The 15723-nt window shown below is 63.8% G+C and carries 10 protein-coding genes; 8 read left to right on the top strand and 2 right to left on the bottom strand.

Features of this window, described 5'->3' with window-relative positions; all coding sequences use genetic code 11:
* The first annotated feature begins 59 nt into the window (after positions 1 to 59).
* Positions 60 to 908 (top strand): MBL fold metallo-hydrolase, encoded by an 849-nt coding sequence (locus tag CO669_RS26220; RefSeq protein WP_097662829.1) that lies wholly within the window; start codon positions 60 to 62, stop codon positions 906 to 908.
* Between the two features lie 27 nt (positions 909 to 935).
* Here the strand turns inward: CO669_RS26220 and CO669_RS26215 are convergent, their stop codons facing one another.
* Positions 936 to 1811: an aldose 1-epimerase family protein gene (locus CO669_RS26215; RefSeq protein WP_097662828.1), complete on the bottom strand. Its 876-nt coding sequence runs from the start codon at positions 1809 to 1811 to the stop codon at positions 936 to 938.
* A 181-nt stretch (positions 1812 to 1992) separates the two neighbouring features.
* Here CO669_RS26215 and CO669_RS26210 point away from each other — a divergent pair, with 181 nt between their 5' ends.
* The 7 genes from CO669_RS26210 to CO669_RS26180 all read left to right on the top strand — a co-directional run bounded on the left by CO669_RS26210 (position 1993) and on the right by CO669_RS26180 (position 14323).
* Positions 1993 to 3096 (top strand): glycosyltransferase family 4 protein, encoded by a 1104-nt coding sequence (locus CO669_RS26210; RefSeq protein ID WP_097662827.1) that lies wholly within the window; start codon positions 1993 to 1995, stop codon positions 3094 to 3096.
* 255 nt (positions 3097 to 3351) lie between these two features.
* On the top strand, positions 3352 to 4491 hold the full coding sequence (locus tag CO669_RS26205; RefSeq protein ID WP_097662867.1) for a glycosyltransferase: 1140 nt from the start codon (positions 3352 to 3354) through the stop codon (positions 4489 to 4491).
* The gene (locus CO669_RS26200) at positions 4491 to 5828 is read left to right on the top strand and encodes a hypothetical protein (RefSeq protein ID WP_097662826.1); all 1338 of its coding nucleotides are present in this window, start codon (positions 4491 to 4493) and stop codon (positions 5826 to 5828) included. The genes CO669_RS26205 and CO669_RS26200 overlap by 1 nt, the downstream gene beginning before the upstream one ends.
* Positions 5829 to 5859: 31 nt before the next feature.
* Entirely contained in the window at positions 5860 to 7128 is a 1269-nt protein-coding gene (locus tag CO669_RS26195; protein WP_097662825.1) for a glycosyltransferase family 4 protein, read from the top strand.
* A 10-nt stretch (positions 7129 to 7138) separates the two neighbouring features.
* Entirely contained in the window at positions 7139 to 8530 is a 1392-nt protein-coding gene (locus CO669_RS26190; protein ID WP_097662824.1) for a polysaccharide biosynthesis protein, read from the top strand.
* A gap of 514 nt (positions 8531 to 9044) precedes the next feature.
* Positions 9045 to 12953: an RHS repeat domain-containing protein gene (locus tag CO669_RS26185; RefSeq protein WP_097662823.1), complete on the top strand. Its 3909-nt coding sequence runs from the start codon at positions 9045 to 9047 to the stop codon at positions 12951 to 12953.
* Positions 12954 to 13198: 245 nt separating this feature from the next.
* On the top strand, positions 13199 to 14323 hold the full coding sequence (locus tag CO669_RS26180) for an acyltransferase family protein (protein WP_097662822.1): 1125 nt from the start codon (positions 13199 to 13201) through the stop codon (positions 14321 to 14323).
* Positions 14324 to 14349: 26 nt separating this feature from the next.
* On the opposite strand, the gene CO669_RS26175 is transcribed toward CO669_RS26180, so the two are convergent.
* Complete coding sequence (locus CO669_RS26175; protein WP_245444521.1) at positions 14350 to 15711, bottom strand: polysaccharide pyruvyl transferase family protein; 1362 nt, start codon at positions 15709 to 15711, stop codon at positions 14350 to 14352.
* Positions 15712 to 15723: the final 12 nt, after the last annotated feature.

Raw genomic sequence — 15723 nt, 5'->3', positions numbered from 1 at the left:
TGCTTCACTGCCCGCCTTCGAATCTACTGTGGAGGCTCTTCACGCATGGAGTGGGCACCATGGAGGTCATACTGCTCGGCACCGGCGGCCCGCGCCCGGACCCGCGCCGCATGGCGACGACCACGCTGATCAGGCTCGGCGACGAGAATATCCTGTTCGACGCAGGCCGCGGCGTCGTGGTGCAGCTCAACAGGGCCGGCGTTCCACTCGGCGCGATCAACACGGTCTTTCTCACGCACCATCATTTCGACCACATCGGCGACCTCTACGACGTGATGCTGAATTCGTGGATGTCCGGACGCAAGGACGAGCTGCGAATCTATGGCCCCCCGGATACCGGGCGGCTCGTCGACACGCTGATCACGCAGGTCTACGACAAGGACATCATCTGGCGCGACAAGGGCGAGCCGGCCCTGGGCGGCTGGAAACCTGTCGTCGCAACCGACATCGTCCCCGGTCCCGTTCTCGACACCGGGCGCTGGAAGATCAGCGCCGAGCTGGTTTCGCATGGCGACGGCCTCGACATGCCGCCGGCCTTCCTGGCGCGATGGATGTGTCTCGGCTACCGCTTCGAGGCGGAGGGCAAAGTCATTGCGATTTCCGGCGACACGATCCCCTGCCCCGGGCTCGAACGCCTGGCTGAGGGCGCCGACCTGCTCGTCCAGTGCTGCTTCCTCGCAACGCCTGAGATCAACAACGAGAACCTGCGCCGCCTCGCGAAATTCACGATCGCCTGCGGCGACACCGTCGGCAAGGTCGCGGCCAAGGCCGGCGTCAGGAAGCTCGCGCTGACCCATCACCGGCCGCGCACCGACGATGCCATGCTGGACGCACTGCTTGAGGATGTCCGACGCGACTATGCGGGTCCTGTCGTGATCGGCGAGGATCTCACGCGGATCGAGGTTTGAGGACCTTCGATCAGTTCGCCTTCGAGTTCAGGACGATCCGACCTCGATCCGGAACGACAGCTGCTCTTCGGTACCTGCTGCGATGTGCATCAGGCCCGGCTTGTCATCGAACTCGCCGTCGAATCCGGCGGGAGTGGCATAGCCGCGCCAGGGCTCGATGCAGAGGAACGGCGCGCCCGACGGTTTCGACCAGACGCCGAGTTCGCGAAAGCCGCGCCAGGACATCTTGAGCCAGGGCCCGCTGGGCGCGGCATAACGGACCGCATTGCTCTCGATCTTGTCGAAGATGACGGCGTCGTCGGCGAACAGGGATTCGGACAAGGCGAGCACCGCACCTTTGACCGGGCTCGGCTCCGTTGCCGGACGCAGCAGTCCACCATCGAGCCGGCGGACGGGAGACGACTCCGTGCTTGCGAAAGTCAGCGCGTAGCTCTCCTTGGCAAGTCCCGGCTGGAGCGGCCAGTTGAACGCGGGATGACCACCGATCGAAGCCGGTAACGTCTCCTTGCCGGTGTTGGCGATCACGAGCGTCAGATCGAGGCCTGCATCGTCGAGCCCATAGATTGCGGTCAGCCGGAACGCGAACGGATAGAGCGCACGCGTCGTCTCGTTGTCTTCGAGCACCAGCGCGCAGCGACGCTCGCCGCGTTCTGTCCACGCAAAGCGGCTGTCGCGCGCAAAGCCGTGCTGGGTCATCCGATATGTCTTGCCCCGATGCCGCAATTCGTCGCTGGCGAGCCGCCCGACGATCGGAAACAGAAGCGGCGCATGGCGCGGCCATTCCGGCCCGGCCTGCCAGACGAATTCGGTGACACCGTCCTTCAGCGAGCACAGCTCGGCGCCGTGCGCCTTGATGGTCGCGGTGAGGGAGCCGCCGCGGAGCGTGTGGGTGTCGTCAGTCATGGCCGAGATCTACACCGCGCCCCCGCACGCAGCAAGGCGGCGCCAGCCATGCAGGTGGAGCGTCTCCCCCGTGCAAGGCCGCGTCATATTTCCGTACCTTACGGTTGCTCCTGTGCACCCCGTCCACGGCCTGTGCCGCGCAGGACCGCTCCGGACTCCGATCAACCATTGTGGTAGCCAATTGAAATTCTTCATCAACGGCCGCTTTCTGTCGCAAAAGCTCACCGGCGTTCAGCGTTATGCCGCTGAAATCGTCAAGGCGATCGACGTGCTTCTGGCCTCGGAGCAAACTCCCGCCAGCTTGCGGAACGCGGACTGGCAGTTGCTGACGCCCGTGGATGCAAGCGAAGACCTTCACCTCGAGCGAATCAAGATTCGCACCGTCGGCCGCTTGCGCGGGCACGCCTGGGATCAGATCGATCTGGCGCGCGCCGCTGCGGGAGGCCGCTTGATCAGCCTCGCCAATGCCGGCCCGGTGTTCCATCGCGACCACATTGTCGTGATCCACGACGCACAGGTCTTTCGCAGGCCCGACTTCTTCAACTGGCGCTATCTGGCAGTTCACCGGACGATGGGCCGGCTGCTCGCCCGACACGCAGGCATCGCGACCGTGTCGGCCTTTTCGCGCAAAGAGCTTGCCGAGGTGCTTAATCTGCCGGCAACGGCGATCCCGGTGTTTCCCAACAGCGCAGAACACTTCGCCAAGACGAAGCCGGATCCCGGCATCATCGCCAGGCTCGGAGTGCAGCCGCAGAAATTCTTCCTCTACGTGGGCTCGCGGACCAAGAACAAGAATCTCTCCGTCGCGATCCGTGCCGTGCAGTTGCTCGACCGGGCCGACGTTCCGCTGGTCATCGTCGGAGGAGATAACAGCAAGGTCTTTCAGGACAATTCGGGAGAGGGAGCTTCCGGCCTGTTGCTGGCCGGACGTTTGACGGACAGCGAGATTGCCGCGCTCTATGCGCATGCCTCGGCCTTCGTGTTTCCTTCGCTCTATGAGGGTTTCGGCGTGCCGCCGCTCGAAGCCATGATCTTCGGCTGCCCGGTCATCGCCTCGACGGCCGACGCCGTGGTGGAGACGTGCGCTGACGCGGCTGCGTATTTTAACGCCAATGATGCCGAAGCGTTGAAGCAACTCATGCTCGAAAGATTGGCAATCGGCGCCATCTCCGATCAGGAGCGCCGACGGCAGCAGGAGCGTGTTGCGTTCTTTTCGTGGCAGAAGTCGGCAAAGGCGTTGCTCGATCATCTCGCGCCGGCGGCAGAGATTGCCAGCGCTGCTTGAAGTTCGACGCGCTTCGCCCATCGCGCGCATCGGTTTTCGCACAAACAATTTGCAACTGGCTGCAATTCGCGCGGCTGCACTTGGTTCCACAAGATGTTTTCATGACAATCGTGCGCGCAAGGAGCTTGGCGCAACATCACCACATCGCTGCCCCAATATCGCTACGTATTCGAGGAACTGTGTTTCGCACTCGCGAACTCAGAACAGGGATACATGATGTCCGGCTCTCCGACGCAGCTCTATGCAAGGCAACCGATGAAAGTGCTGCACGTCGCCGAAACGATTCGGGGCGGGATTGCGAGCTACCTGAACGAGTTGCATCCGCAGCAGCAGGCAAGCTTCGGCGCGGAGAACGTGCACTACGTCGTGCCGTCGGATCACCGCCGCGATCTTCCCGGGATCGATGACAGCCAGATCACGACGTTCGAACGACCAGGCCGCAGCATCACCGGACTGTTCCAGATGCTGCGCGCAAGCATGCAGGCGCTCGATGCCTTCCGGCCCGATGTCGTGCACCTGCATTCCTCGTTTGCAGGTCTGGTGCTTCGCCCCGCGCTTGCAGCCCGCTCGGACGGACCGCGCGTGGTCTATTGCCCGCACGGCTGGGCATTCTCGCGCGAGACCGGCCGCCTCAGCCATGTCGTGACGAAGGCGGCGGAGAATCTTCTCGCGCGCACGTCGGATCGAATCATCTGCATTTCCGGCGACGAGTTCAACGAAGCGGTTCGCGCGGGAATTCCGGCCGACCGCCTCACCCTTGTTCACAACGGCATCTCGAAGACGCGCTCGCCGCAGCCCGTCGCGGCGGATTGGACGTCTGACAAGGTCAAGGTCCTGTTCATCGGGCGCCTGGACCGCCAGAAGGGTTTCGATCTCCTGATGGAGGCGGCGCGCGCGCTCGACAACGTGCTCGATATCCGCATGATCGGCGCCTCCGTCGTCAACAAATACGAAGGCCCGAGCGTCCCGCCCAACGTGTCCCTGCTGGGCTGGCTCGACCGCCCGACCATCGAGACCCAGCTCGAGGCCGCCGACCTCGTCGTGATCCCGTCGCGATGGGAGGCCTTTGGCCTCGTCGCCCTGGAAGCGATGCGCGCCGCCAAGCCCATCCTGGCATTCCGCAGCGGAGCACTGCCCGAGATCGTCGTCGACGGCGTCACCGGCGTGCTTTGCGAGCCCGTCGCCGTTCAGCCGCTCGTGGACGGTTTTCGGCGGGCCCTCGATTTCGATCTCAAAGTGTTGGGACAGCGCGGCTACGACCGGTTCAAGCAGCTGTATGACGTTCAGAAGACGCATGGACAGTTGCAGCAGGTCTATCTCGAGCTCCTGCAGGACGACCGCGCACCGGTTGCAACGAAGGCGGCGCTGCAATCGGATCTCTCCAAGAATTTCTGATGGAGAGACGCTCACGCACCTTGGTTCGCGGCAATCTCCTCCGCCTCGCGGGCCTCATCTCGTCGATTGTCCTGGCGGTGCCCGCATGCGCCCAGCACGCTCAGCCGCTCGATGCCCGCTTCCTGCTGGGTGTCGGCACTCATCAGGGGCTGGGCGGACCGGTGAGCGCACGCGGATACGTGCCCGCGGAGAACGTCGCCCAGATCAAGCAACTCGGCCTCAACGCCTTCCGCGACGATTTTCCGTGGTCCGACTTCGAGGTTGGGGGACGCCGGATGGGATTCACGCCCCGTCTGGGGAGGCTGGAAACGCAGGTCAAGTCAGGCGTCGCACGCCCCCTGCTGATCCTTGCATTCGGTCATCATCTGGTTCCGAATTCTTCGCCGCCAACCACCGACGAGGCGCGGCAGCGGTTTGCCGACTACGCGGCGGCGGCGGCGCAATCGGTGGCGGCTCAGCATCCGCTCTTCGAGCTCTGGAACGAGTGGAATCTGGCGTCGAAGAAGGATGCCGCGTTCTCGCCTGAGAACTATCTGGCGCTCGCCGCGGTCGCGCGGCCGGCGGTCAAGCGGGTTGCGCCGAATGCGCCTTTCCTTGTCGGAGCGCTCGGCGACGATCCGGGCTGGACGTGGACCGAGAAGATGCTGCGGACCGGCATCCTTCAATATGCGGACGGCGCTTCGATCCATCTCTACAATTTCTGCATGGGCCCGAGCAAACGCACCTCGGCCGAAATCATCGACCGACTCACGGCGTTCCACCGCCTCGTCGGCCAGGCGAGCGGAAACCCGGACTACCCGATCTACGTCACGGAGACGGGCTGGACCACCGCCAGCAACAAATGCGGCGTCAGCGAGCAGGCCCAGGCCGACAACACGGCGCAGCTCATCCTGTGGGCGTCGACCGCGACACGCTGGCTCAAGGGCATGTGGCTCTACGAGCTGAAGGACAGTGGAAGGAACCCATCGGAGCTGGAGGACAATTTCGGGCTCTATCGTTTCGACAATTCGCCAAAGCCGGTCGCCTGCGCCGCCCAGGGCGCCTGGGCGTTCATTCGCTCCAGCCTGAGCGCCGAGCGGCGCGAGCTCGCCAGCGGCGTCGTGTCGATCAACGCATCGACGGCTTCCGGCGGCAGGATTGCGGTCTGGTCCGAGACGCCGGACCGGCGCTACGAGATCCGGCTCAAGGGCGATCAGCAAGGCGCAAGCTTTGCGATGCCCTGCGACCAGGGGGCGAAGCCTGCCGCCGGGGTCTGGATCCCCGTCTCGAGCACACCTGTTCTGATTGCAGCCAATGACAGTGCCGTTCCCGCCCTGGAGATCAGGCCGGCGCGGTAGACGCGATTTTTGCAGACATGAGGTTGACGCGATGAAAGTTCTATTGACGTCCACGCTTTATCCAACGCCCCAGGCATCCAAGATCGTCGGCGGCGCGGAGATCTTCGCTCGTCGTTTCGCCGAAGGACTGGTGCAGCGCGGTGACGAGGTGGAGGTGATCCGGGCCGCATCCAAGCCCGGGCAAGGTCCGGAGACCTGCGACGGCATCAACGTCTATTCCGCGCCGGTGCAGAACATCTACCTGCCCTTCACCGAGCAGAAGAACGTCGCGCTGCGCAGCATCTGGCACGCGGTCGACGACTGGCAGATGCAAGCCCCCCTGATCGCCGAGCGCATCCGGGCGTTCAAGCCCGACGTGCTGCACTCCAACAACCTGTCCGGCCTCACCACGGCGATCTGGCGCGTGGCCGCCCAGCTCGGCGTTCCCGTGCTCCATACGCTCCACGACTATTATCTGACCTGCCCGCGCTGCTCCCGCTTCGACAAGGGACGGTCCTGCGAGCACACCTGCACGAGTTGCGGAATTCTGACTTTCCATCGCAAGCGCGCCACGCACTGGCTCAGTGCCGTGGTCGGCGTGAGCGAGCGCGTCCTGTCCATCCACACCGACATGGGCATGTTCTCGGAGACGCCGATCCGCACCGTGATCCGCAACGCCTCGACCGAGCCGCCGCACGCGCCCTATCCGCGTCCGATCTGCACCACCGAGGTGACGTTCGGATTCATCGGCCGCCTCACGGAGGAAAAAGGCATCGAGAACCTGATGCGGGCTCTGGCGCTGCTGCCCCGGGATCGCATCCGCATGTTGATCGCCGGCCGGGTCAGCGACGAGGAACAGCGACGCCTCAGGACGCTTGCGCCCGATGCGCGCATCGAGTTCATGGGCTTCGTGGTACCGGACGATTTCTACAAGCAGGTCGACGTCGTGGTCGCCCCCTCCATCTGGCACGATCCCGGTCCTCTGGTCGTCGCAGATGCCAAGGCGGCCGGCCGGCCATTGCTCGGAACGCGCTTTGGCGGCATGCCCGAGGTCATCGAGCACGGCGTGACCGGCTGGCTGACCGAAGCCGATCCGCAATCCCTGGCCAGCAGCATGCTCGCGGTCGCGTCCGATCCGCACAAGATCGACGAGATCAGCCGGCGGCTGATCGCCGACACGAACAAGTGGATCTTTGCCGACGTGCTGTCGTCGTACAAGAGCTTGTACGAGCAATTGCGCGAGCAGCGGATGTCGCGCATGCGCGCGGCAACGACTGAAGCGCCACGGGCCGTAGGCAAGGAGCGCCTCATTCCGCGATGACACGCCGGCCATGACACGCCTCCTCGCGATGGCGGGCTACGTCTATCAGAGCGCCGCGGCGATCGTCCTGATCTTCGCGATCAGCCATCTGCTGCCCGCCGCCGACTACACCAACTTCTCCCTTGCGCTGGCCTCGAGCCAACTCCTTTGCGTCCTGATGTTCGAGTGGCTGCAGCTGGCCGGACTGCGCTTCCTGGCCGCTGCCGGGGAGAACGAAGCGGCCCGGCTGCGGTGGTCGCTCTTTGCAGCCGGCCTGTCGAGTGCGGCCGTGCTCGTCGCGGTCGGGAGTTGCGCGTCTCTGACCAGCGCGCTGCCGAGGGGGATCATCGCGTTGGGCCTCGGCATCTCCGTCCTTCAGGGCCTGACGGACCTCTATTTCCTGTCGGTGCGTCTATCCGACCGGCTCGGCATCGCGTCCTTTCTTCTTGCGCTGCGCGCCACCGCGCTTTTGGCCGGCGCCGCCGCGGGCGGCGTGATCTCGGGAACCGCCGAGGCGGCGCTGCTCGGCATTGCCGCGGGTCACACCCTGGGCCTTCTTGCCGGCCTGATTGCCTATCGCACGCCGGTGGAGCCCACCTCGCTCCAAAGGATGCTGGCCGACTGGAGGGACTTCTCCCGCTACGGCATGCTGGCCGCAGGCGCGTCCGTCATTCATTTGTCGGTGCCGGTTCTGCTCCGTGTCATCGTCATCGGCCGGCTGGGTGCGACAGGGGCCGGGGCTGGATTTTCGATTGCCCTCGATCTCCTGCAACGTCCGTTCTGGGTTCTCAATGCCGCGATCCACACCGTGAGCTATCCCGAGGTCGTCAACGACTTCGAAAACGGCAGCAGCGCAAAATCGGCCCAGTCGGCGCGGCGGATGTTCGAATTCATGATCTGCACGACCCTCGTGCTGCTCGGCGGCCTCATTGGATTCATTCCGGACGCAGCCCGTATCCTGGTGCCGCAGGCGAGCCTGGACGGCTTTCTGGAGACCGCGCCGACGGTCGCCGCCTTCTATTTCCTGCACACCCATTTGCAGGCGACGATGGCGGTCGTCCCCCACCTCGAGAAGCTGGCGGCCAGGCTCGTCGTCGTCGCGGCCGGCCAGCTCACCCTCGTCGTTGCCTTCGCGCTGGTCGCGACGTCGGCCGGCCTGTCGCCCCGAGGGGCCGTCAACTGCGCTGCGGTCGCCACGCTCGCGACCATCCTGGTCGCGCTCGGTCCAACCCTCCGATTTGAGGCCTTCCCGCGCTGGCCACTGGTCGTGCAGGCCTTGCTGGCGGCGATCCTGATCGCGTCGCTTGGGTCTATGCCGACGGAGCCCGCGACATGGCTCGCCGGCAAGATCGCGATCGCAGCGATCGCAACGGCAGTGATCGGATGGCGCGGAGACTTCCTGATGCTGGCCCGCCGCAGCTGATCGTCGCACCGCCAGTCTGCGCAAGCGGATCGGTTCCGAATGGAACCCGGGTTCGCCGCCGTCCTTCGGCAGCGAGCGCCTGCCCCATCAATGAGCAACTACAACTACCGCGCGTAAATTCATCAATTTAACCGCTCACCGAATCGGCATCTGCGAACGCCCCGTGCAGAATGACGGTGGGATGAATGAAACGGCGAGACGAAGATACTCCAACCGGAGGACAGGGAGCGGCGCATTCGCGCTCCAACGCCCGACCCACGAAATCAATCGGCGCAGCCTGCGCATACATTCAGCAGCGCAAATCCAGAATATCTCGAAAGCGCCTTCCTCACGCCATGCTGGCCCGGCATTGCATTCCTATTCCGCTGCAACCGAGCGCATCTGTTCCTGCACAAGGAACCCTACATCGCTCGCGATTTGTAGCTTCGATTTTTATCTGAAATTCACACTCGACAGAGAAGCTTGAACGCAAATCCTGCGAGCAATTTCGTTCGCGTTGAAATTCGAGTGTGCAATGTCAGACCAGACCATCCTGTCCGCCAGCGGCTTCATCAACTCCATTGGCGTCAACACGCATGCCGGCTTCGGATGGACCGGCTACAACAATCTCGCGCTGATGGTCGATGACCTGAAGTATCTCGGCGTCACCCATCTGCGCGACGCGATGGGGACCAGCCCGGCTGCGCAACCCGTCGTCGACGGTCTCGCCGCTGCCGGCTACAAGTTCGACTTCCTGGTGTCGTCCGCCCTGCCCCAGACGGGCACGACCGGGCTGCAGAACTACATCGCCTCGCTGCAGAAGTTCGCGACGAGTCACCCGGGCAGCATCAGCGCCATCGAAGGGCTCAACGAAGCCAACCACCAGCCCTTCAGCTACAATGGCAGCTCGAGCCTCACGGCCGCGGCCCAGTTCCAGAGCGCGCTCTACCAGGCCGTCAACGCCAACGCCACGCTCGGCAGCATCCCCGTCTACAATCTGTCATTGGCCTACAACGATCCGCAAGGCTACAGCCAACTCGGCAACATGTCGGGTTCGGTCGACTACGCCAACGCCCACGCCTATGTCAGCACCAGCCTGACGACCAGCAGCTCGATTGCGGCGACCCTGAGCGCCGTCATGACCGCGGCGCCCGGCAAGCCCGTCGTCATCACCGAGACCGGCTACACCACGCAGGCCAACACCCAATATCTCGGCGTCAACGAGACGGTGCAGGCCAAATCGATCCTGAACACCCTGGTCGATGCCTACAAGGCCGGCGTCAGCGCAACCTATCTCTACGAGCTGTTCGACCGCGACTCCGCCGCCAGCAACACCAATCCCGAAGCCAATTTCGGCCTGTTCAATTCCGACGGCACGCCGAAGCTCGCCGCGACGGCGATCCACAACCTGACGACCATCCTGGCCGACGACGGCAAGGGCGGCCTGCAGCCGACTGATCCGCTGAACTACACGCTGAGCAACATGCCGGCCACCGGCAGCAGCATGGTGCTCGGCAAGAGCAACGGCGCCTACGAGCTCGTGGTGTGGGCAGAGCCGAAACTCTGGAACGATTCCACCGACACCGAGGTGTCCAATTCGGCCCAGACCGTCACGGTGAACCTCGGCGGCGTCCATCATTCGGTCAAGGTCTACGACACCCTGACGGGAACCACGGCGATCGCCAGCTACACCGACGTCAGCACGATCACCATTCCGGTTAGCGATCACCCGCTGATCATCGAGATCGACGCGCCCGCGACCAACCCCACCCCGCCGGACACCCGGACCACCGTCAGCGGCACGGCCGCCGAGATCGTGCCGCAGCTGTCCGACCTCAGCACCTCGACGGCGCTGAAGACCATCACGGTGACCGACTCGCACGTCCTGCCGGTCGCCTCGAAGGCGACGATGGACTACATCATCGCCCATTACGGCAGCGCCCTCTCCAAGATCCAGGGCGGCTACTCGTTCTCGGTGACGAACTCGGCCGCGACCTGGATCAACACCAAGACCTACAATGCCAGCGGAACGCTGGTGTCGAAGTCCGACACCGGCCTGAATTCAAGCGGGCAGCCGACCTCGACCACCGTCGCCTACACCAACGGCTCGCAGGACCTGATCAGCTACACCAATGGCGTGAAGACGAAATCCGTTCATGTCGGCACCGACGCGACCCGGACCACCGACACCTACAACACGGCCGGAACCCTGCTGAGCGAAGTCGTCCAGAAGTCGAGCGGCTATTACTCCACGACGCTCTATACGAACGGCGTGAAGACGGCCGCCTACGTCAAGAATGCCGACGGCTCCCAGGACAATTACACCTACGGCATCACGGGCAAGAGCTTCACCACCCAGGTTCAGCATCTCGACGCCTCCGGGAAGGTCACCTCGGTGACCCGCAGCCATGCCGACGGCTCGCTGGATTCGACGCAAGTCTACAACAGCGACGGCAGCAGCGTGATCACCACCTACAGCGCCACCGGCGTCAAGCTGGTCGAGACCACCTATCACGCCGACCACAGCAAGGACGTCTGGACCTACAACATCACGGGCCAGACCTACACCACCGAGCACGACGTCTACAACACCACCGGCTTCCTCACCGGCCTGACGCGCCTGCATGCCGACGGCAGTCCCGCCTTCAAGCTCACCCAGACGACCGACGGCACCAAGACGACGGACTGGTACAATGCCGCCGGAAGTCTCACCAGCGAGGTGATCCAGAAGGCCGACGGCTACAGCTCGACCACGCTCTACAGCAATGGCGTCAAGACCAACGCCTATGTGAAGAACGCCGACGGCAGCCAGGACAATTATGCTTATGGCATCACCGGCCAGAGCTACACCACGCTGATCCAGCACGTCGATCCCTCCGGCAAGGTCACCGCCGTGACCCGCAAGCATGCCGACGGCACGCTCGACTATACCCAGGTGATCAACAGCGACGGCAGCAGCGTCGTCACCAATTACGATGCCGCGGGGACCCGGACCAAGGAAACCGACTTCCATGCCGACGGCAGCAAGGACGTCTTCCTGTTCAACATCGCCGGCCAGGACTACACGACCGAGCACGACATCTACGATGCGACCGGCTTCCTCACCACTCTGATCCGCAAGCACGCCGACGGCAGCATGGCGTTCAAGCTGGTGCAGAGCGCCGATGGCACCAAGACCACCGACTGGTACGACGCCAGCGGCGTCATCACCAGCGAGGTGTTCCAGAAGCCGAGCGGCTACAACTCGACCACGGTCTACACCAACGGCGTGAAGACGGCGGCCTACATCACCAATGCCGACCAGAGCCACGACAATTACAGCTACAACATCACGGGTCAGAGCTACACCACGCAGTACCAGCACCTCGATCCGGCCGGCCGGACAACGGAGGTGACCCGCTGGCATGCGGACAACTCGCTCGATTACACCCAGGTCATCAACGGCGACGGCAGCAGCGTGGTCACCAACTACGATGCATCGGGCGTCAAGAAGACGGAGACCGACTACCACGCCGACGGGTCGAAGGACGTTTTCCAGTTCAACGTGGTCGGCCAGACCTACACCAACGAGCACGACACCTACGATACGACGGGCTTCCTCACCCACATCGTGCGCACCCACGCCGACGACAGCCTGGCCTTCACGCTTACGCAGAGCGCCGACGGCACCAAGACCTCCGACTGGTACGATGCCAACGGTATCATCACCAGCGAGGTGACGACCAAGAGCGATGGTTACAACTCCACGACCGTCTACACCGGCGGCGTGAAGACCGCCGCCTACATCAAGAATGCCGACGGCACGTCCGACAATTGGAACTACAACGTCACCGGGCAGTCCTACACCACCCAGCATCAGCACCTCGATGCCTCGGGCAAGCTGGTCGAGCTTACCCGAACCCACGCCGACGGCACGCTGGATTATACCCAGGTCATCCACGACGACGGCAGCAAGCTGACCGACATCTACAACAGCGCCGGCACCAAGACCCAGGAGATCGCCAACAACACCGACGGTTCGAAGGACGTCTTTCTGTTCAACTTCAACGGACAGGCCGGCACGACCCAGCACGAGAACTACAACAGCGCCAACGCATTGCAGTTCTTCGATCAGACCAAGGCCGACGGTACCCACAACGTCACGGCCGTCGCCGGCGGCGTGACGATCCAGGGCGGAGCGGGCAACGACGTGTTCTCGGCCGCGCCGAACTCGACGACGGTGGCTTACGACCATGGCCAGGACCAGATCCTCAACTTCCAGGCCGGCGATGGCACGACTCACGACGTGGTCCAGATCTCCAAGCTGCTCGCCGCCGACTACAGCCACCTGCAGATCACGCAGTCCGGCACGAATGCGCTCATCACGTTCTCGGCCAATGACTCGATCCTGTTGAAGAACGTCTATGTCTCCAGCCTGACGAGCCACGACTTCGTGTTCGTCTGAGGAATTGCTGCTCAGACGCGCGCCAGCATAGCCGGGGCCGGGACCATGCAGGGTCCCGGCCCCGTTCGTTTGTTGGGCGCATGCCTCATTGATGAGCGGGAACCCGGCTGCCATCCGCAATTGGATGGGCCCCATGAATCCGGGTCTGACTGCCGCGATTGCGCCGCATCGCCCACGCGCCTGCGAACTTGCGTCACAATTCGCCCCTAGAAGAGAGACGAACCGCGCAAGGACTCCGAGGCCCGATGGACGCCAGTGAAGCAAGACGTTTTGTCGTTCTCGACTTCTACCGCTTCGTCGCCGCGCTCGGGGTCTTCATCTTCCACCTGAAGCTGATCGACACCGGCATTTCGCCGGCGTGGAACGGGTCCTATGGCCTGTTCGTGGACATGTTCTTCATCCTGTCCGGCTTCGTGATCTCCTACTCCTACCCGTCGGACGCGCGCGGCGTGGCCGCCTATACCCGCTTCATGATCCGGCGCATCGCGCGGATCTATCCGCTGCACCTGCTGAGCCTGCTCGTCTTCGTGGTGCTGATCGGCGCCGGGCTGGAACGTACCGCACGCTCGACCTCGCTGGACTTCGTCTACAATTTGCTGCTGCTCCAGGCCTGGGGCGTCACCGACCATCTCAGCTTCAACTCGCCGTCCTGGTCGATCAGCGCCGAGTTCTTCTGCTATCTGATCTTTCCGCTTCTGATGCTGCTTGCACGCAAGGTCCCGCCGGTCGTGCTCGGCGTCATCGTGGCAGCGCTTTACCTGCTCCTGGCCCACGGCCATTTGCCGATCTGGCAGGAACGATCGCAGATGTATGGCGCCAATTTCGACTATGGGATGCTGCGCGCGCTGCCGAGCTTCCTGAACGGCATCCTGCTCGCCATTCTCTTCCGGATGTCGCATCCCTACCGGCACAAGCGGATGATCTTCGCCGGAATCGGCCTGTTCGGCCTCTCCGTGCTCGTCCTCAACGTCTTCGCCAAGCCGGATCTGGCAATCGTGCTGTTCTCTTGCGCGATCCTGCTCACGGCGGTCGGCGAAAGCGCCTTCAAGGAATTTCCGGGCGCCCGCCTGCTCGGCCGGCTCGGCAACACCTCATATGCGATCTACATGCTGCACGACGCCATCCTCATTGCCGTGTTCAAGCCGCTGTGGACCTGGCTCGGCCTGCGCCCCGATCAGTTCGGCCTGTACGCCCTGGCGTGTTGCGCGATCCTCACCATCGTCGCGGACCGCACCTACGCCTATTTCGAGAATCCGGCGCGGCGTCTGATCAACCGCTGGGCCGACGCCGCTGCGCCCTCCTCGCGGAAGATCCAGACCGCCGCCGACACATCGATGCGCTTCGACAACCCCGAACGGGCGGTCAACTGACCGCCCTGCCGATGACATGAGGCCGTTCAGGCAACCTTGCCGCCGGCCTCCGGCACAATCCGCATCGCGCTCTCGCTCAGCAGTGGTGCGATGTTGGCGCGGGACAGGTCCATGACGTCAGGCAGAGCCTGTCGCACCTGCGCGCCGGCAGCCTGGTACGTCCCGAGGAAGTGCAGCAGAAACGTCTCGAAGCTGTCGCCCATGAGGAACTGCGACGGTGACAACAACAGCGATTCGCTGATGCCGAAATGCGCGAACAGGCCCTGGAACTTGTCCTGGTAGGTAATTGCCGCAACGGGCGTTCCCTGTCCCAGCGCCGCAATCGCCAGATGCATGCGGCCGGTGATCACGCCGTCGACCAGGCCGACGACCGCCTTGATCTCGCCAGCCGATAGCGCCTGGTCGACGTGATACACGCGGTCGCCGAGCACAGGCTTGAGCCGCGCGGCCAGGGGCCGCAGGCAATTGTCGTCTGCGATCTCCGGACGGTAGTCGTGCGCGAGCAACAACCAGCTCGCATCATGCTCGCGCGACAACCGCTCCATGGCGCCTGCCGCGAGGTCGATCATTTGCCGCAGCTTGGCCGGCTCCGGTTTCTTGAACAGCATCGGATGGATGTTGAAGACGAAGACCTTGCGACCCTGCGCGCGCTGCCCGGCGATCGCGGTCCCGATCTGCTTCACAGCGGCCGTGTCGGTTCGCGGCGTCAGCATGAACGCCGCATCGGTGACGAGATGGGCGCGCTTGCAGGCGAAATCGTCGAACCGTTGCAGGGATATCGCATCGCGCAGGTTCAGGACCACGCCCGGATCGAGCAGACGGAACACCTCGCGCAGCGCTTTCGCCGGCCGCGAGTTGAAACTGAAGCCGAGCACGCTGACCTTGGCGCCGAACGCAGCCATCAGGTCCGCAACGAGCAGCATGCGCGCGGCATCCACCGGAGAATAGTAGCCGTCGAGCACGTCGGCGCCGAGAACCAGCCCGAAATCGGGCCTCGTGAGCGACAGCTCCTGCGCCACTGTCTCATAGGAGAACGGCTGTCTCCAGAGCTCGAGCGGCTTGAAGCCCATCGCCCGCACGTCCTCGCTGGCCGCCGGGGTCGCGGTGACGATGTAGACCTCGAGATCCGGATAGGCACGCTTCATCTCGCCGGTGGCCGCTTCGATCATGGCCTCGTCACCGCGCGACTGATGCACGCTCCAGGGATCGGACGGAAGAACGACCAGCCGGCGCGGATTGTTGCGCGGTGCGACGTTGACGCCGACGTCCTTCCGCGCGATCTGCCACCTGCGCAGCTCGAGCAGATCGAGGGCCAACGGCGTATTCTTCGCGCTGTTGAGCCAGCCTCGGAGCTGCCTGCGTACGGGTACGGGGATCAACTGCTTCACGATATCCTCCTC

This window comes from Bradyrhizobium sp. Y36 (assembly GCF_002531575.1).
Taxonomy (GTDB): domain Bacteria; phylum Pseudomonadota; class Alphaproteobacteria; order Rhizobiales; family Xanthobacteraceae; genus Bradyrhizobium.
This window is presented reverse-complemented; position numbering and strand designations above follow the sequence as displayed.